Below are 17544 nucleotides of genomic sequence, written 5' to 3' on the forward strand. Positions count from 1 at the left end.
ACGCCCGATGGCCGGGCGGGGGGTCATGACTCACGCGAACGGCTGTACCCGCGCGACCGGCCCGGACACGCCCTTGCCCGGCACCGTGGGACGGTGCCGGGCAAGGGCGTGGTGCGTCGGGCGCGCTCAGGCGCGGCCGGCCGACTTCTGGGTCTTGCGGGTGATCGAGTCGATGACGACCGTGGCGAGCAGCACACCACCGGTGATCATGTACTGGATCGGGGTGGCGATGCCCTGAAGGGCGAGGCCGTACTGGATCGACGTGATCACGAGGACACCGAGCAGCGCGTTCCAGGTGCGGCCCCGGCCGCCGAAGAGGCTGGTGCCGCCGATGACGGCCGCGGCGATGACGTTCATCAGCAGGTCGCCGGAGCCGGCGCTCTGGTTGGCGGCAGCGATCTTGGAGGCCCAGAACAGACCGCCGACCGAGGCGAAGAAGCCCGCGATGGCGAAGACCGAGACGCGCACCAGGGTGACGTTGATACCGGCGCGGCGGGACGCCTCCACGCTGCCGCCGAGCGCGAAGACCTTGCGGCCGTACGCGGTGCGGCGCAGTACGAAGTCGCTGCCGACCAGGACGACCGCGAAGAGCAGCACCGCGAGCGGCAGGCCCTTGTACTGGTTGAACATGACCGCGACGGCGAACGCGGCGACCGCGAGCAGCACGGTGCGCAGGATGATGTCGCTCAGCGGGCGGGACGGGATGCCCGCGATGGCGCGGCGGCGGTTGCCGAGGAAGGCCGACAGGAAGTATCCGGCGACCGCGACGAAGGCCAGGAGGTAGGCGGCGGCCACGTCCGAGAAGTAGTACGTGGTGAGCTTGCCGACCACGCCGTCGCCGTCGAGGTTGATCGTGCCGTTCGAGCCCAGGATCTGGAGCATGAAGCCGTTCCAGAACAGCAGACCGGCCAGGGTCACCGCGAAGGCGGGCGCGCCGATCCGGGCGAAGAAGAAGCCGTGCAGGGCACCGATGACCGCGCCGGCGGCGAGGGCGGTGAGGACGGCGAGCCACTCGTTGACGCCGTGCGTGACACTCATCACGGCGGTGATCGCCGAGGAGACACCGGAGACGGAGCCGACGGAGAGGTCGATCTCGCCGAGCAGCAGCACGAAGATGATGCCGACCGACATCATGCCGGTGGCCACCATGGCGACGAAGATGTTGTTGAGGTTCTCCGCGCCGAGGAAGGCGGAGTTCAGGCTCTGGAAGATCGCGCAGATGGCGATGAGGCCGACCACGACCGGCAGGGCACCGAGGTCGCCGGCGCGCATCTTGCGCTTGAACTCGGTGACGTAGCCCGCGAAGCCCTGTTCGCGCACGAGCAGGCGGGGGTCGACGGCGGGGGCGGCGTCGGCCGCGGCTGCGGGCGCGTCGACGGGCTCGGCCTGGGTCTTGTCGATGCTCACTTCTGAGCCTCCGCGGTGGTGCGCGCCGCACGACGGGTCACGGCGTTGTCCGTGGCGCCGGTGATGGCGGAGATGATCTCTTCCTGCGAGGTGGTCTTGACCTCGAACACGCCGTTGTTGCGACCGAGGCGCAGGACGGCGACCTTGTCGGCGACGGCCTTCACGTCGGCCATGTTGTGGCTGATGAGGATGACCGCGAGGCCGCGCTCGCGCAGCCGCTCGACGAGGTCGAGGACCTGGGCGGTCTGCTCGACGCCGAGGGCGGCGGTCGGCTCGTCGAGGATGACCAGCTTGGGCTCGCCGAGCATGGAGCGGGCGATGGCCACGACCTGGCGCTGACCGCCGGAGAGCGAGGCGATCGGGATGCGGACGCTGGGGATGCGGATGGAGAGCGTCTGGAGCAGCTCGCGCGAGCGGCGCTCCATCTCGATCTCGTCCAGGACACCGCGGCGCTTGATCTCACGGCCGAGGAACAGGTTGCCGACGACGTCGATGTTGTCGCACAGGGCGAGGTCCTGGTAGACCGTCGCGATGCCCAGGTTCTGGGCGTCGTGCGGCCGGTTGACCGTGACGGGGTTGCCCTCCCACTCGATGACACCGTCATCGATGGGGTGCACACCCGCGATCGTCTTGACAAGGGTGGACTTGCCGGCGCCGTTGTCGCCGACGAGGGCAACCACCTCTCCGGCGTGGACCTCAAGCTCTACGTCGGTGAGCGCCTGAACGGCACCGAATCGCTTGGAGACCCCGCGCAACGCCAGCACGGGCGTAGCGGACACGTGAACCATCTCCTTCGCCGCCCGAGCCTGACCCCGGCGGGAGGTTGAACATGAAGAGTGAGGGGCGTTCCGTCCGGCGCCCCGCCGTTGTGCTGCGGGGCTGTCGGCGGCGGGGCGCCGGACGAGCCGGCACGGGGCGCGCGGACAGTGGGCGCGCGCCTCCCGTGCAGGCCGGTGGGACCGCCGCAGGGGCGGCCCCGGGAGGTGCTACTTCAGGCCGATCTTGTCGCAGGCGGCCTTGTACTTGGCCGTGCAGATCTCGTTGACCGTGTAGTAACCCTGCTTGATGACGGTGTCCTTGATGTTGTCCTGCGTCAGCGAGACTACCGGGACGATGACGGACGGGATGCCCTTCTCGGTGCCGCTGTCGACGGTGCTGGTGCCGAGCGAGCTGTCGACCTTGCCGGTCTTGGCGATGGAGACGGCCATCTTGGCGACGGTCTCGGCCTCCTGCGGGTACGACTTGAAGACGCTCATGTACTGCTCGCCCGTCACGATGCGCTGCACGCCCGCGAGCTCGGCGTCCTGACCGGTGACCGGGGGAAGCTTCTTGAGGCCCGCGCCCTTGAGCGCGGTGATGACGCCGCCCGCCATGCCGTCGTTGGCGGAGTAGACGCCGACGATCTTGTCCTTGCCGAGGGCGGAGATGGCGCCCTCCATGTTGGCGTTGGCGTTCTCCGGCTTCCACTCCTTGGTGTCGTACTCCTTGCCGATGTTCACCTTGCCGTCGAGGACGTCGTGCGCGCCCTTCTTGAACTGCGCGGCGTTCGGGTCGGTCACGGAGCCGTTCATCATGACGATCTTGCCGGACTTGGCCTTGCCGCCCAGGGCCTTCAGCAGGGCCTCACCCTGCGTCTTGCCGACCTCGACGTTGTCGAACGAGGTGTAGGCGGAGATGGGGCCCTCGGCGAGGCGGTCGTAGGCGACGACCGGGATGCCCGCGTCCTTGGCCTTCTTCACGCCCTGGGCGACGGCCTTGTAGTCGACCGCGTCGAGGATCAGCACGTCGACCTTCTTGGTGATCATCGTGTCGATCTGCTGCGACTGGAGGGTCGCGTCCTGCTTGGCGTTGAGGTAGTCGACCTTGCCCTTGCCGTTCGTCAGCTCCGAGATCTGCTTCTCGATGATGGGCTTGTCGAACTTCTCGTAGCGGGCGGTCTGGTTCTCCGGCAGGAGCAGACCAACGGTGATGTCGTCACCCTTGTGGGTGGTCGTCTTCCCGCTGTCACCGTTGCCGCCGGACTCCTTCGCGCTGCCGCAGGCGGCGAGCGAGACGGTCATTGCGGTGGCACAGAAAGCAAAGGCAGCACGACGCATGCGCTTGTTCACTCTTCAAACCTCCCTGACGAGGCCGCGTCGTTGCGGCCGAGGTGGCTGGAAGTCAACTCGGCCACACGTGCGACGTCAAGAAGTAAATCCTTAACGAGATGGCAACGGTGCCATCCGTTCTCTAAGTGAAGGCAGGAGTCGCCACGGGCAGTGCACCCTCCAAAAGGGTCGAATCGCCCATCTCGCTGAGGGCGAGGGCGAGCGCCCCGAGCACCTCCGCACGGCCCCCAAGTGCCCCCGGAAGAACGGACAGTTGGCGCGCCGCGCTGGGAATGGCGTAGCGGCCGACGGACTCCCTGATCGGCCCGAGCACCAGCTCACCGGCCTCGGCGAGATCACCGCCGAGGACCACCCGGCTCGGGTTCAGCAGATTGCAGAGATTGGCCACCCCACTTCCGATGTGGCGGCCGACGTCGGCGATCACCCGACGACAGCCCGGGTCACCGTCCCTGGCCAGCCGTACGACGCCTTCCATCGTCAGGTTGGAGCCGTGGCTGGGCTGGAGCAGCGGGAGCACGTAGCGCGCCGACGCGAACGTCTCCAGGCAGCCCCGGTTCCCGCAGCGGCATACCGGGCCGGATTCATCGAGTGTAATATGCCCGATTTCGCCGGCGGTGCCGCCAGGGCCGCGATAGATCTTCCCGTCGATCACCAGGCCCGCGCCGACACCGCTCGCGACCTTGATGTACGCGAGGTCCCGGACGCCCTTGCCGCTGCCCCAGACCAGCTCGCCCAGGGCGCCGAGGTTGGCGTCGTTGTCCACGTGCACCGGCACGCCGAGCCGTTCGCGCAGCTCCTCGGCGGGCTTGGTGCCGCCCCAGCCGGGCAGGATCGCGGTCGAGCCGAGCGTGCCCGACTCGACGTCGATCGGACCCGGCACGCCGAGCCCCACGCCGGCCACCTTGGCCCGGTCCACGCCCGTCGCCGCGATCAGCCGGTTGACCAGCTGTTCCGCCCGGTCGAAGCCCTGGTCGGCGGAGGCGTCGACGTCCAGCGGCTCGGCCTCCTCGGCCAGCACCTGATGGGCGAGGTTCCCGACCGCGACCCGCAGGTGGGTGTGCCCGAAGTCGACCCCGATCACGATGCCGGCGTCCCCGCTCAGGCTGACGCTGCGGGCCCGCCGCCCGCCTGCCGAGGTGGGCGTGACCTCGACGGTTCCGCCGTCCTTCAGCTCCCGCACGATGTTGGAGACGGTCGCGGCGGACAGCCCGGTGGTCCGCGCGATCTCCGCCTGCGTGAGGGACCCGGCCAGCCGTACGGCCCGGACCACCCGCTCCAGGTTGGCTCGGTGCAGTGACGACTGCGACCCTGGAGTCTCCACGACGACCTCCTGAGCGCGGGGCCGCTTCGGCGAGGCCCCGTGTATGTCCAACTAGTGAACTCTAAGCTGAGCCGTTCGGGGTGACTCCCGTCAAGAGGTTGAACCGTTTCCAGGTACACGGACACGCCGACGCACACCTGCCCGGGTGACGGGACGGTGTGCGTCTCAAGACGGTCGCGGGCCCTCCCCCGCCGGGTCGGAGCCCCTATTTGAGCGCCCCCGCGGTCAGCCCCTGCACCACCTGGCGCTGGAAGACGATGTACGCCGCGAGTACCGGCAGCATCGCCATGACCAGGCCCGCGAAGAGCCCCGACCAGTCGCCCTTGTAGCCCTGGCTGGCCGCCAGCTGCACCAGTCCCTGGGTGAGGACCTTCTTGTCGGGGTCGGTGTTGAGCACCGTGGGCAGCATGTACTGGTTCCACTGGCCCAGGAAATTGAAGATGCCCACGCTGATCAGACCCGGCTTCGCCATGGGCAGCATGATCTGGAAGAACGTACGCGAGTGCGACGCCCCGTCGACGAAGGCCGCCTCCGCCACCGAGGTGGGCAGGGTGCGGAAGAACGCCGTGAGGAAGAAGACCGTGAACGGCAGCGAATAGGCGATGTAGACCAGGATGAGGCCGTGGATCGTGTTCAGCAGCCCCATGTTGTTGACCACGTAGAACAGCGGGACCAGCGCGAGCATGATCGGGAAGCTCATGCCGCCGACGAACAGGTAGTAGATGAAGCGGTTGCCCGGGAAGTCGAAGCGTGCCAGCACGTACGCCGCCATGGAGCCGAGCACGAGGGTGCCGATCAGCGAGCCGCCGACCACCAGGACGGTGTTCAGGAAGTAGTCGCTCATGTTGGCGTCGGTCCACGCCCGCGCCCAGTTGTCGAAGTGCAGCCTGTCGGGCAGGGACCAGGGTGAGCCGAAGATGGAGCTGTCGTCCTTGAAGGACGTCATCACGGCCCACACCAGCGGCAGGACCACCATGATCGCCCAGATGACCAGGATGCCGTGGGAGAAGACGTTGAGGACGTTGCCCTCCCTCTTCCGCCCGGAGGGCGACGCGGCCGGCGGCACGTCCACCTTGGACACGCCGGCGCCGGACTCCGCCGGCAGCGGCGCGGGGGTCTCGGTCGTCTTCATCGCTTCAGTACTCCAGCCGCTCGCGACGGCCCAGCCTCATCACGACCGCCGCGAACGCGAGCGTGACGACGAGCAGGGCGACGCCGATGGTGGTGGCGTAGGCGGCCTGGCCGTCCCGGAACGCCTTCTGGTACACGTACAGGACCATCACGGTGGTCGAGTAGTCCGGGCCGCCCGGTCCGGTCGTCATGATCTGTACGACCGCGAACGACTCGGCGCCGAGCGCGAGGATGCCCATGTACACCCAGCCGGACTGCACGGTGTCCCACAGCAGCGGCAGGGTGACGCGGAAGAACGTGGTGAAGCGGCTGGCGCCGTCCAGCAGCGCGGCCTCGTACAGCTCGGCCGGGATCGAGGCCATGCCCGCGGAGAACAGCACCACGAAGAAGCCGACCGTGGACCACACCAGCACCGCCATCACGCACCACAGGGCGAGGCTCGGGTCGCCCAGCCACAGCGGCTGCACGCCGTCGAGGCCGATGCCGCGCAGGAGCGAGTTGATCGCACCGCTGTCCGGGTTGTAGGCGAACGCGAACAGCAGCGCGACGATCGCGATCGACAGCACCTGCGGGAAGAAATAGACGATCTTGTAGAAGGACGAGCCCCGGACCCCGGAGATCACGGGGCCGCCCCTTCTGCGCCGTCCGCCCACGTTGATCATGAAGGAGAGGAAGAGCGCCAGACCGATCGTCATCACCGGCAGCACCAGAGCGAACAGCAGACTGTGCTGCAGCGACTTCCAGAAGATGTCGTCGTCGAACATCCTCTTGTAGTTGTCGAAGCCGACCATTCGGAATTCGGGGCTGAGGCCCGTCCAGTCCGTGAACGAGTAGTAGATGGACTGGATGAACGGCCACACCACGAAGAGCGCGTACAGTCCGAGGGGCAGTGCCAGAAACCCCACGATGAACCGGTACTTGCCGTGCTGCATCGCCACTCCGGTGCTGTCAGGGTGCTGGATTACTGGTGCTTGTAGTGCTTGATCGAGGTGTCCTTGGCCGCCTCGTCGGCAAAGCCCTGGATCTTCTTGATGGCCTCGGCCGGGGTGAGCCGTCCGGCCATCATCTCGCCGAGACCGGACACGCCGATCTTCTCCTTCTGCAACTGCACGTACCAGTCCTGCAGACGCGGATTCACCACGTTGGACCCCGCCTTGTCCAGCGCCGCCACGCCCGACTTCAGACCCGGCGTGAGGCTGATGCCGCTGGTGCCCCCGTTGTACGCGGTCAGCGACTTCACCTTGGCGGTGAAGTTCTTCGAGGACGCCTCGGAGAGCATGATGCGCAGCTGTTCCATGCCGCCCTCGGCGTTCTTCGCCTTGGCCGGCACGATGAAGGGCTCACCGCCGGAGGCCCAGATGGTGCCGAACGGCAGCTTGTCGGAGGAGTCGATGCCGGTGGGCGCGGACACCGCGAGGTCGAAGTCGGCCGGGATGACGTTGGCCGACTCGTTCTCCACCCAGGAGCCGTTCGGGATGAACAGCGCCTCGCCCTTGGCCCAGGCGGTCTGGGACTGGATGTGGTCCAGACCCGGGGTGCCCTTGAGCACGTAGCCCTTCTTGTACAGCTCGTAGTAGGCCTCGAAGCAGGCCTTGACCGCGGGGTGCTTCCAGGCGTTCGGCTCCAGGTTGTCGATGGCGTCGAGGACCTCGCGGCCGCCCACCTTGGCGATCATCGGGTAGAGCGAGAAGGGGATGTAGTACGGGTACTTGCCCGCGTACGTCCAGCCCGCCATGCCCTTCTTCTTGGCCTTCTCGCAGACCGCCAGCATCTGGTCCCAGGTCTGCGGGTACTCCGCGTCCAGCGAGTCGAGGGCCTTCTGCGAGTACCAGACGCCGTAGACCGTGTAGGCGTAGTACAGGATCCAGACCGGCTTGCCGTCGAACTGGCCCATCTCCACGATGCCGGGGCGCAGCGTGTCGCGGACCTTCTTGGCCGGGTCGTCGTACGACGGCGCGTCCAGCAGCGGGGTGAGGTCCGCGAGCTGGTTCTTGCCGACGAGCACCCCCATGTCCATCTGCTCGGCACCGGAGTTGTCGATGAGGTCCGGCGGGTTGCCCTGGTTGAAGCGGGGCTGCAGGGTCGACTGGATCTTCTGGGTGGCGGCGAACTTCACCTTGGCCTTGGGGAAGTCCTTCTCGTAGACCTTCACCGCGTCCTCGGCGTATTCCTTGCCGAAGCCGCCGTCGAAGAGGACGAACTCCATGCCCGCGGTGTCGTTGACGCCGAGGGGGTTCTTCGCGGTCTTTTTGCCCGCCTTCGCCTTGTCCTGTCCGTCACCGCCCCCGCTGGCGCAGGCGGACAGCAGGCCCATTCCCGGGGCCGCGACCAGGCCGAGCGCCGCCGACCTCTTGATCAGATCGCGACGGCCTACACCTTCGACGCCGTGGTGCACAGTGGATCCCATGCTCAAGTCCTCGCCTTCTCCAGGACTCAGGCGGTGAACCGGATCCTCCCCGGCACCGCTGTCGGGTAGTGCTGGGTCGTGCTGGAAACGCCGACAGGTATAGTCCACTTCCCGCCAGCTGAGCAAGATCGAATGCAGGGTTCGCGTTGGGTCTTTTCCGAGTTGAGACCTCACGGAAATATGAAGGCCCGCGGAACGGCCCGCCGGAAAAAGTCGCGACATAACTCCCTGAATGCCACAGCCAACACCCTTGACATCACGGGCCACTTGGCCACCTACTGGTTCCTGCGCCCCGTAGTTGACAACGTTGTCCGGAGGGGGCGCAGGAGGGGAAATCGGTAGATGCAGCGGAGAACGCGGCACAGATGGGGTCCGGCGGTCGTCCTCACGGCCGCCTTTGTCATGGCCGTCGGCTCGCAGGGCGCGGCGGTCGCCCTGCCCGCCAAGGCCCCGGCGCCCGACCGGGAGTTCGCATCCTCGTTCGAGGCGGGCGACCCGGCGCCGGACTGGCTGAACACCGTCGACACCGGACGGGACGGCACCAAGCGCGCCTCGGGCGTCGACGGCGGCTACAGCACGGGCATTCCGGGCAGTGTCACCGACCATGTCACCGAAGTCCGGGCCAGCGGCGAGAACACGGGCGCCGGCGAGGTCAAGGAGAACCTCGTCGACGGCGAGCCCGGCACCAAGTGGCTGACCTTCGAGCCCACCGGCTGGGCGGAGTTCGACCTGGACAAACCCGTCAAGATAACGACGTACGCGCTCACCTCGGCCAACGACTTCGGTGAGCGCGACCCCAAGGACTGGACCCTGAAGGGCTCCACCGACGGCAAGGACTGGAAGACGCTCGACACCCGCTCGGGCGAGAACTTCGCCGAGCGGTTCCAGACCAAGTCCTACGACCTCGCCGAGCCGGCCGAGTACCAGCACTTCCGGCTGGAGGTGACGAAGAACGCCGGCGCCCCGGACATCCTGCAGCTCGCCGATGTGCAGTTCTCCACCGGCAGCGGCGGCGGTCCGGTGCCGCAGGACATGCTGACCCTGGTCGACAAGGGCCCGAGCGGCTCCCCGACCGCCAAGGCGCGGGCCGGGTTCACCGGAAAGCGCGCCCTGCGCTACGCCGGCCGGCACACGGCGGCCGGCCGCGCCTACTCGTACAACAAGGTCTTCGACGTGAACGTCAAGGTCGGCGGCGACACCCAGCTGTCGTACCGCGTCTTCCCGTCGATGGCCGACGGCGACCGCGACTACGACGCCACGAACGTCTCCGTCGACCTGGCCTTCACCGACGGCACCTATCTGAGCGGCCTGGGCGCGCTGGACAGCCACGGCTTCCCGCTCACCCCGCGCGGGCAGGGCGCGTCGAAGGCCCTGTACGTCAACCAGTGGAACAACGTGGCCTCGCGGATCGGCTCGGTCGCGGCCGGCAAGACCGTCGACCGGATCCTGGTGGCGTACGACTCCCCCGACGGCCCGGCGAAGTTCCGCGGCTGGCTGGACGACGTGACCCTGAAGCCGGTGGCGCCCGAGAAGCCGAAGGCGCATCTGTCGGACTACGCGCTGACCACCCGCGGTACCAACTCCAGCGGCAGCTTCTCGCGCGGCAACAACTTCCCGGCGACGGCCCTGCCGCACGGCTTCAACTTCTGGACCCCGGTGACCAACGCGTCCTCGCTGAGCTGGCTCTACGAGTACGCCCGGGCGAACAACGCGGACAACCTGCCGACGATCCAGGCGTTCAGCGCGAGTCATGAGCCGAGCCCGTGGATGGGCGACCGGCAGACCTTCCAGCTGATGCCGTCGGCCGCGTCCGGCACCCCGGACACCGGCCGCGAGGCGCGGGAGCTGCCCTTCCGGCACGAGAACGAGACCGCGCGGCCGTACTACTACGGCGTCCGGTTCGAGAACGGCCTCAAGGCCGAGATGGCCCCGACCGACCACGCGGCCGCCCTCCGCTTCACCTACCCCGGCGACGACGCGAGCGTGCTGTTCGACAACGTCACCGAGCAGGCCGGCCTCACGCTCGACAAGGAGCACGGGACCGTCACCGGTTACTCGGACGTGAAGTCGGGCCTGTCGACGGGCGCGACCCGGCTGTTCGTGTACGGCCAGTTCGACAAGCCGGTCACCGACGGCGGCTCCAGCGGGGTGAAGGGCTTCCTGCGCTTCGACGCGGGCGCCGACCGCACCGTCACCCTGCGCCTGGCGACCTCGCTCATCAGCGTGGACCAGGCGAAGGACAACCTGCGCCAGGAGATCCCGGACGGCACCTCCTTCGACACGGTCAAGGACCACACCCGGCAGGTCTGGGACAAGCTGCTCGGCAAGGTCGAGGTGGAGGGCGCGACCCCGGACCAGCTCACCACGCTGTACTCCGGCATGTACCGGCTGTACCTGTACCCCAACTCCGGCTTCGAGCAGGTCGACGGGAAGGACCGGTACGCCTCGCCGTTCTCCGCGATGCCGGGTCCGGACACCCCGACGCACACCGGCGCGAAGATCGTGGACGGCAAGGTGTACGTCAACAACGGCTTCTGGGACACCTACCGGACCACCTGGCCGGCGTACTCGTTCCTCACGCCGTCCCAGGCGGGCGAGATGGTCGACGGGTTCGTCCAGCAGTACAAGGACGGCGGCTGGACCTCCCGCTGGTCCTCCCCCGGCTACGCCGACCTGATGACCGGCACCTCCTCGGACGTGGCGTTCGCCGACGCCTACGTCAAGGGCGTGAAGTTCGACGCGAAGGCGGCGTACGACGCGGCCGTGAAGAACGCGACCGTCGTCCCGCCGATGTCGGGCGTGGGCCGCAAGGGCATGTCCACCTCGCCGTTCCTCGGCTACACGTCGACCGACACGCACGAGGGCCTGTCGTGGGCGATGGAGGGCTACGTCAACGACTACGGCATCGCGAAGATGGGCGAGGCGCTCTACAAGAAGACCGGCGAGAAGCGCTACAAGGAGGAGTCGGAGTACTTCCTCAACCGGGCCCGCGACTACGTGAACCTGTTCGACGCGAAGGCCGGCTTCTTCCAGGGCCGCGACGACAAGGGCGACTGGCGCGTGGACTCCGCGAAGTACGACCCGCGCGTGTGGGGCTACGACTACACGGAGACCAACGGCTGGGGCTACGCCTTCACCGCCCCGCAGGACAGCCGCGGCCTGGCCAACCTGTACGGCGGCCGGCAGGGCCTCGCCGACAAGCTGGACGAGTACTTCGCCACCCCGGAGACGGCCTCCCCGGACCATGTCGGCTCCTACGGCGGTGTCATCCACGAGATGACCGAGGCGCGGGACGTCCGGATGGGCATGTACGGCCACTCCAACCAGGTCGCGCACCACGTCATCTACATGTACGACGCGGCCGGCCAGCCGTGGAAGGCGCAGGCGTACGTGCGCGAGGCGCTCTCCCGGCTGTACACCGGCAGCGAGATCGGGCAGGGCTACCACGGTGACGAGGACAACGGCGAGCAGTCGGCCTGGTACCTCTTCTCCGCGCTCGGCTTCTACCCGCTCGTGATGGGCAGCGGCGAGTACTCCATCGGCTCCCCGCTGTTCAAGAAGGTCACCGTGCACCTGGAGAACGGCCGGGACCTGGTGGTGCGGGCGCCGGGGAACAGCGCGAAGAACGTCTACGTCCAGGGCGTGATGTTCAACGGCCGCCCCTGGAAGTCGACGTCGCTCCCCCACTCGCTGCTGTCCAAGGGCGGGGTGCTGGACTTCTTCATGGGTTCCAAGCCGTCGGCGTGGGGCACCGGGAAGGACGCGGCGCCGGTCTCGGTCACCGAGGACGACAAGGTGCCGACGCCCCGCGCGGACGTGCTGAAGGGTGACGGCCCGCTCTTCGACGACACCTCGGCGACGAGCGCCACGCTCACCTCGGCGGAGCTTCCGGCCAAGGGCGATGTACGGCCGGTCCAGTACACGCTGACCTCGGGAGCCGACCGCACGAAGGCACCGACCGGCTGGACCCTGGAGGGCTCCACCGACGGCACGGCCTGGCGGACCCTGGACCACCGCTCCGGGGAGACGTTCACGTGGGACCGCCAGACCCGCGCCTTCACCATCGCCGAACCGGGCACCTACACGAAGTACCGCCTGGTCCTGGACGGCGAATCGACCCTGGCGGAGGTGGAACTGCTGGGCTGACCGGCCGGGTGCGTGCGACAGTCGGCCCATGGAAGAGGTGCTCGCCGTTCACCGGCTCCTCGCCCAGTGGGCCGGCTTCGTCGCGGGCGTGGAGGCCGGCTACTGCTGGTGCGCACCGGAGTACCACAACGACATGGCGTGCCGTGACGGTCTGACAGAGGTGTGGTCCGCGTTGCCCGCGGAGCCGGCCGCCGCGCTGCGCCCGGTACTCGACCGCTGGGACACCCGGTTCCGCGCCGCCACCGTCCCGTGGCCGGGCCACGAGGAGGACGTCCGGTGGTGGCACGGGCGCATCCCGCGGCTGCTGGAGGCGGAGCCCGGCGAGCCGCTGTCCCGCGGTTGGCCCCACGGCTGGGACATGATGCCGTTCCCACGGCCGGACGGCGTGCGCATCGAGCGATGAGGAAGCGGCCCGCACCCGGATCCCGGGTGCGGGCCGCTTCGGTGTGCCTCGGTGTGCGGGGGTCAGCCCGTCGCGAGGGTGAAGACGTGCAGGTCCGTGTTGCGCGGGAGCGTGACGGACTTGATCTGCTTGCCCGCCGGTGCCTGGTACGGCTTGGTGGCGAAGACGTACGTCGCCACCGGGTCCTTGTCCGCGCCGGCGACGTTGCGGTACGCGGTCTTGGCGACGACCTCGTTGCCGTACTGGACGGAGCCGCCACCGCCGCCCACGGTCCAGTCGGTGAAGGACAGGTCGACGGTGTCGGTGGTGCCGTCGGTGTAGGTGACGGTCGCCTTGGTCTGCTGGTTGCCGTTGACGGCGCTGCCGATGAAGGACAGGGCGCCCGCCGGGCTCGCGAGCTGGACGGTCTGGCCGGACGCCGAGACGTTGTCGGGGCGTCCGGCGGGCGAGGCGGGCCAGGTGAACGCGAGACCGCCGGCCGTGCCCTGCTTGCCCGGGGTGAGGCCGGCCGCCGCGAGGGCCTGCCGGGAGTAGCTCCAGCCGCCGCCGTCGTAGTCGGCCTCGTCGTGGTCGCCGTCGTCGTCGGAGACGCCGGTGCTGTTGTAGGCGGCGAGGAGGGTGCCCGGGGCGGCCACGGTGAGCGCCACCGGCTGCTCGTAGGAGGAGTCGTCCGAGGTCACCGTGACCCGGACGTCGGCGAAGCCCTGCTCGGCGTCCCGGGCCGCCGTGAGCGTGATCTCCTGGGCGCCGTCGGAGACCGTGCCCTCGGCGGGCGTGGCCGTCACCCCGGGCGGGGTCTGCACCCGGAAGCGCACCTCGGGACCGGTGCCGCCGGTCAGCGACAGCGCGCGGATGCCGATCTTCGTGCTGTCACCGGGGGCGAGGGTGGCCGTGGTGGGGCCGACGCCGATCTGGTACGGCTGCTCGCCCTCCCGGAAGGACGGCGGCGGGCTGCCCGCCCCCCACTCGTGGTCCGGGGTGGCGGACAGGGTGTAGTCGAGCCGGCCGCCGTCGCGGACGAAGGACGCGGGCAGCCAGGGCCGGTCGCTGCTGCGGCCGTTCACCTTCAGGGACCGGACGTACGGCGCGTCGGCCGCCGCCCCGGTGGCGCGGACGGAGATGTCGTTGCCGTGCGGCCGGTCGATCTCGATCCGCTCGAACAGCGGTGAGGCGAGGACCAGTTCGGCGCGGGACGGCACCTGCGGGTACATGCCGAGGGCGGAGAAGACGTACCAGGCGGACATCGCGCCGAGGTCGTCGTTGCCCGGGATGCCGCCGGGCTCGGTGGACCACAGCTGCCGCATCGCCGCGCGGACGGTCTCCTGCGTCTTGTAGGGGGCGCCGGCGTAGTCGTACAGGTAGGGGACGTTGATCGACGGCTCGTTGTCCAGTTCGGACTTGGTGCCGCCGTTGCCGGTGAAGGCCCAGCCGCCGTCGGCGTCGTGGAAGAAGTCGTCCAGCCGGGCGAGCGCCGCCTCCCGGCCGCCCAGCGCGGCGAAGAGGCCCGCCGGGTCGTGCGGGACCATCCAGGTGTACTGGGCGGCCGTGCCCTCGACGAAGCCGTTGCCGGTGTCCGGGGTGAAGCCGGTGACCCAGCTCCCGTCGGCCTTGCGGTTGGCGATGTAGCCGCCGTCCGGCGCGGCGGCGATGTTGAAGTTGTTCTGCCACCACTGGGCGCGGTGGGCGAAGGTGTCCGCCGTGCCCTTCTCCCCCGCCGCGCGGGCGAGTTGGGAGATGGCGAAGTCCGCGGTGGACATCTCCAGGGTCTCGGCGGCACCGCCCCAGGCGTTGGACACGCTCGGCATGTAGTGCAGCTTGAGGTACTTGTCGAGGGAGGGGCGCTGGCCCGCCGACAGCACGGGCTTGCCGGCCGGGGACAGGTCCTGCGGTGTGGGCACGGTCGCCGCCCGCACGAGGGACTTCAGGGCGCCCTTGAGGTCGAAGTCCGTGCCGCCGAAGGCGCGGATGCCGGCCAGCGCGGCCGGCGAGGGGTCGCCGTTCATGACGTGGGTGCCGCTCGCGCCGTGCAGCCACCGGTCCCAGACGCCGTTGTTCTGCCGGGCCAGCTCGTACAGGGACTGCGCGATGTCCGAGCCCGTGCGCGGGTCGAGCAGCGTCAGCAGCTGGACCTGGTCGCGGTAGACGTCCCAGCCGGAGAAGGTGCCGTACTGGGCGTGCCGGTGACGGTCGACCCGGTGCACGCGGCCGTCGGCGCCCCGGTACCTGCCGTCGGCGTCGCTGATGACGTTGGGGTGCAGCAGCGCGTGGTAGAGCGCGGTGTAGAACGTGGTGCGCTCGGCGTCCGTGCCGCCGCCGACCCGGATGGCGCCCAGCCGCTCCCGCCAGGCCCGCCGGGCGGCCTCCCGGACGGCGTCGAAGGACCGCCCCGGCGGGTTCTCGGCGGCCAGGTTGGCCGCGGCGGCCTCCCGGCTGACGTAGGAGATGCCGACCTTGACGTTGACCGGGCCGTCGCCGGGCGCGAACTCGACGTACCCGCCGGCGCCCTTCCCGGCGACCGGCCGTCCGCCGTGCGAGAAGCCCCCGGTGCCGCCGGACGCCTCGCGCGAGCCGGGGTCGAGCCGGTCGTCGTGCCAGGTGCCGGCGGCCTGGAAGGCGCGGTCGAAGCGGGCGGTGAAGTAGAGGGTGTAGTAGGCGCGTTGGCCTTCGGGGTCGAGGTAGCCGCAGAAGTTCCCGGAGGTGACCGAGCCGGAGATGGTCCGGGTGTCCGGGTCGATCGTGACCGTCGAGTCCTCCGAGCCCACCTCGGAGTTGGCGGTGCGCACGAGCAGGGAGGCGGGCTTGCCGGCCGGGTAGGTGAAGCGGGCCGAGCCGGTGCGCGCGGTGGCGGTGAGGTCGGCGGTGACGCCGGAGGCCAGGCCGACCTTGTAGTGGCCGGGCTCGGCGGTCTCGTCCGCGTGGCGGAAGTCGGAGGCGTAGACGGCGTCCTTGGTGTCGCTCGCCGGGGAGGAGGTGACCTCGCCGGCGTACGGGAAGAACGGGATGTCCCCGCTGCCGCCGGCGCAGCCGGTGCCGGACATGTGGGTGAGGCTGAACCCGCGGACGCGGGTGGCGTCGTACTGGTAGCCGCCCGGAGCGGCGGTCCTCGTGGCGTCGCCGCGGGTGTTCTCCGGGCTCCAGGAGAGCATGCCGAAGGGCACGACGGCGCCCGGGAAGACGTCGCCGCCGTTCCTGGTGCCGATCAGCGGATCGACGTACGGGGTGGGGTCCTTGACGAGACCGGGGGGCGCGGCGGTCGCCGCGAGGGCGGGAGTTGCGGTGCCGGCGGTCGCGAGGAGCGCTGCCAGCAGCAGGGACGTGGGTCTGAAACGCATGACGCGGCCCTTCCTCCTAACGGACGGGTCGCGCACCACAGGTCGCACAAGCCGCAGGGACAGTAACGTGCGCCACCGGTACCACGGAAGACCGCGTACGCGCCGGGAGGCGCACGCCTGCATCACCCGGCCGGACCAGCCAAGTGGCTTGACATCGTTGTCGGTTGAGGCGGTAGAGTCATGTGCACGACGATTGACAACGATGTCCGCGCGCCATCCCGCCGCACAAGCCACGCGGTTCAGGCCATTTCCCTCCGGGCAGGCAGCCCACCCCCCTCGCCTGCCCGGCTCGCGGACCCGGTGCATACGCCACCGGGTCCGCCCAGAGCGACCCGACCCAGCCGTGAGGGCGACACCGGGACAGCGGGGAACCCGACGGAGAGAGAAGTCGGAGTTCCGCTGTCGGGAGGTCTCCCGTGGCACGGCTGCTGATCGACGGCGACGACCTCGTGGTGCGGTTGTCCTGGAGCGAGCGGCTCCGGGCGCGCCGCCGGGAGGTCCGGCTGCCGGGTGCGGTGATCAAGGACGCGCGGATCGAGCCCGACTGGTGGCGCGCGCTGCGCGGGGTGCCGGAGCGGGGGCCGCGACTGCCCGCCCGCTGTCTGGGCGAGTGGCGGCATCCACGCGGACGGGACTTCGTCGCGCTGCGGAGTGGGTACCCGGCTGTTCTCGTCGACCTGTGGCCCACCCCCTCCACCGCACCCCTCGCACGGATCGCGGTCTCGGTGCCGCCCGCGGAGGCCGACGAGCTGCTCGGGACCCTGCGGCGACGGAGGGTGCCGGAGAGGCCGGCCTCGCCTCCGGCGGCCGGCCTCCCTTGACATGGGTCCACTCAAGTTTTATTCCGATTGATAGGCAATTCGGTTCGAACGCGCAGCTCGCGGTGGGTGAGGAGGTGACCCGCACGGTGGAGCCGGACCTGTACGCGGTGCTCGGTGTGGCGCCCTCCGCCACGGCCGAGGTGATCACCTCCGCCTTCCGCCGCAGGGCGTGGGAACTGCGGCCGGACACGCGGGTGGACGCGGTCACCGCGGCCCGTTTCGACGAGGTGCGCGCGGCGTACGAGACGCTCCGGGACCCGGTGCGGCGCGCGGCCTACGACCGGGCGCACGACCGGTCGCCCCGGTGGCGGCACCGCACCCCGTCCGGCGCCGCCGCGGCGAGTCCGCTGTCCCGCCTCCGGTACCTCTTCGTGCCGGGCGGCACGGCTCCGGAGCCGCCGCTGCGCGCGGGACCGGTGCACTGGGAACCCGGTGAGCGGCCGTAGGGCACACGGGCCGACGAGGAAG

The 17544-nt window shown here is 69.6% G+C and carries 12 protein-coding genes; 4 read left to right on the top strand and 8 right to left on the bottom strand.

Annotated features, from left to right (window positions below; genetic code table 11):
* Positions 1-126: 126 nt before the first annotated feature.
* The 7 genes from OO52_RS21180 to ngcE form a co-directional block, all read right to left on the bottom strand.
* The gene (locus OO52_RS21180; protein WP_030645098.1) at positions 127-1407 is read right to left on the bottom strand and encodes a sugar ABC transporter permease; all 1281 of its coding nucleotides are present in this window, start codon (positions 1405-1407) and stop codon (positions 127-129) included.
* The gene (locus tag OO52_RS21185) at positions 1404-2195 is read right to left on the bottom strand and encodes an ATP-binding cassette domain-containing protein (protein WP_030645100.1); all 792 of its coding nucleotides are present in this window, start codon (positions 2193-2195) and stop codon (positions 1404-1406) included. Before OO52_RS21185 ends, OO52_RS21180 begins: the two co-directional genes overlap by 4 nt.
* Positions 2196-2393: 198 nt before the next feature.
* A complete protein-coding gene (locus tag OO52_RS21190) occupies positions 2394-3467 on the bottom strand; it encodes a sugar ABC transporter substrate-binding protein (protein WP_234328826.1) in 1074 nt (357 codons plus the stop codon).
* Positions 3468-3636: 169 nt separating this feature from the next.
* Positions 3637-4836, bottom strand: a complete 1200-nt coding sequence (locus OO52_RS21195; protein WP_030645104.1) for an ROK family transcriptional regulator — start codon at positions 4834-4836, stop codon at positions 3637-3639.
* A gap of 205 nt (positions 4837-5041) precedes the next feature.
* Positions 5042-5968 (bottom strand): carbohydrate ABC transporter permease, encoded by a 927-nt coding sequence (locus tag OO52_RS21200; protein ID WP_030645105.1) that lies wholly within the window; start codon positions 5966-5968, stop codon positions 5042-5044.
* Positions 5969-5972: 4 nt separating this feature from the next.
* Positions 5973-6899 carry a carbohydrate ABC transporter permease gene (locus OO52_RS21205; protein ID WP_030645106.1) on the bottom strand — a complete coding sequence of 309 codons (927 nt, stop codon included), beginning with the start codon at positions 6897-6899 and terminating at the stop codon, positions 5973-5975.
* Between the two features lie 29 nt (positions 6900-6928).
* Positions 6929-8374, bottom strand: coding sequence for an N-acetylglucosamine/diacetylchitobiose ABC transporter substrate-binding protein (gene ngcE, locus OO52_RS21210; protein ID WP_030645107.1), 1446 nt, complete (start codon positions 8372-8374; stop codon positions 6929-6931).
* A gap of 342 nt (positions 8375-8716) precedes the next feature.
* Here ngcE and OO52_RS21215 point away from each other — a divergent pair, with 342 nt between their 5' ends.
* Both OO52_RS21215 and OO52_RS21220 read left to right on the top strand, forming a co-directional pair.
* The gene (locus OO52_RS21215; RefSeq protein WP_234339418.1) at positions 8717-12520 is read left to right on the top strand and encodes a GH92 family glycosyl hydrolase; all 3804 of its coding nucleotides are present in this window, start codon (positions 8717-8719) and stop codon (positions 12518-12520) included.
* Positions 12521-12548: 28 nt separating this feature from the next.
* Positions 12549-12923 (top strand): hypothetical protein, encoded by a 375-nt coding sequence (locus OO52_RS21220; RefSeq protein ID WP_053212466.1) that lies wholly within the window; start codon positions 12549-12551, stop codon positions 12921-12923.
* 62 nt (positions 12924-12985) lie between these two features.
* Here the strand turns inward: OO52_RS21220 and OO52_RS21225 are convergent, their stop codons facing one another.
* Entirely contained in the window at positions 12986-16255 is a 3270-nt protein-coding gene (locus tag OO52_RS21225) for a GH92 family glycosyl hydrolase (RefSeq protein WP_030645110.1), read from the bottom strand.
* 416 nt (positions 16256-16671) lie between these two features.
* Between OO52_RS21225 and OO52_RS21230 the strand changes: the two genes are divergently transcribed.
* Complete coding sequence (locus OO52_RS21230) at positions 16672-17076, top strand: hypothetical protein (protein ID WP_030645112.1); 405 nt, start codon at positions 16672-16674, stop codon at positions 17074-17076.
* Positions 17077-17150: 74 nt separating this feature from the next.
* Positions 17151-17522: a J domain-containing protein gene (locus OO52_RS21235; protein WP_234317318.1), complete on the top strand. Its 372-nt coding sequence runs from the start codon at positions 17151-17153 to the stop codon at positions 17520-17522.
* The last annotated feature ends 22 nt before the right edge of the window (positions 17523-17544 follow it).

This window comes from Streptomyces flaveolus (assembly GCF_000716535.1).
Taxonomy (GTDB): Bacteria; Actinomycetota; Actinomycetes; order Streptomycetales; family Streptomycetaceae; genus Streptomyces; species Streptomyces flaveolus_A.

Bases quoted from the DNA above. Each gene is read 5' to 3' on its own strand.
- OO52_RS21185 (WP_030645100.1), bottom strand. From the start codon at position 2,195: ATGGTTCACGTGTCCGCTACGCCCGTGCTGGCGTTGCGCGGGGTCTCC.
- OO52_RS21190 (WP_234328826.1), bottom strand. From the start codon at position 3,467: ATGACCGTCTCGCTCGCCGCCTGCGGCAGCGCGAAGGAGTCCGGCGGC.
- OO52_RS21200 (WP_030645105.1), bottom strand. From the start codon at position 5,968: ATGAAGACGACCGAGACCCCCGCGCCGCTGCCGGCGGAGTCCGGCGCC.
- OO52_RS21205 (WP_030645106.1), bottom strand. From the start codon at position 6,899: ATGCAGCACGGCAAGTACCGGTTCATCGTGGGGTTTCTGGCACTGCCC.
- ngcE (WP_030645107.1), bottom strand. From the start codon at position 8,374: ATGGGATCCACTGTGCACCACGGCGTCGAAGGTGTAGGCCGTCGCGAT.
- OO52_RS21215 (WP_234339418.1), top strand. From the start codon at position 8,717: ATGCAGCGGAGAACGCGGCACAGATGGGGTCCGGCGGTCGTCCTCACG.
- OO52_RS21220 (WP_053212466.1), top strand. From the start codon at position 12,549: ATGGAAGAGGTGCTCGCCGTTCACCGGCTCCTCGCCCAGTGGGCCGGC.
- OO52_RS21225 (WP_030645110.1), bottom strand. From the start codon at position 16,255: ATGCGTTTCAGACCCACGTCCCTGCTGCTGGCAGCGCTCCTCGCGACC.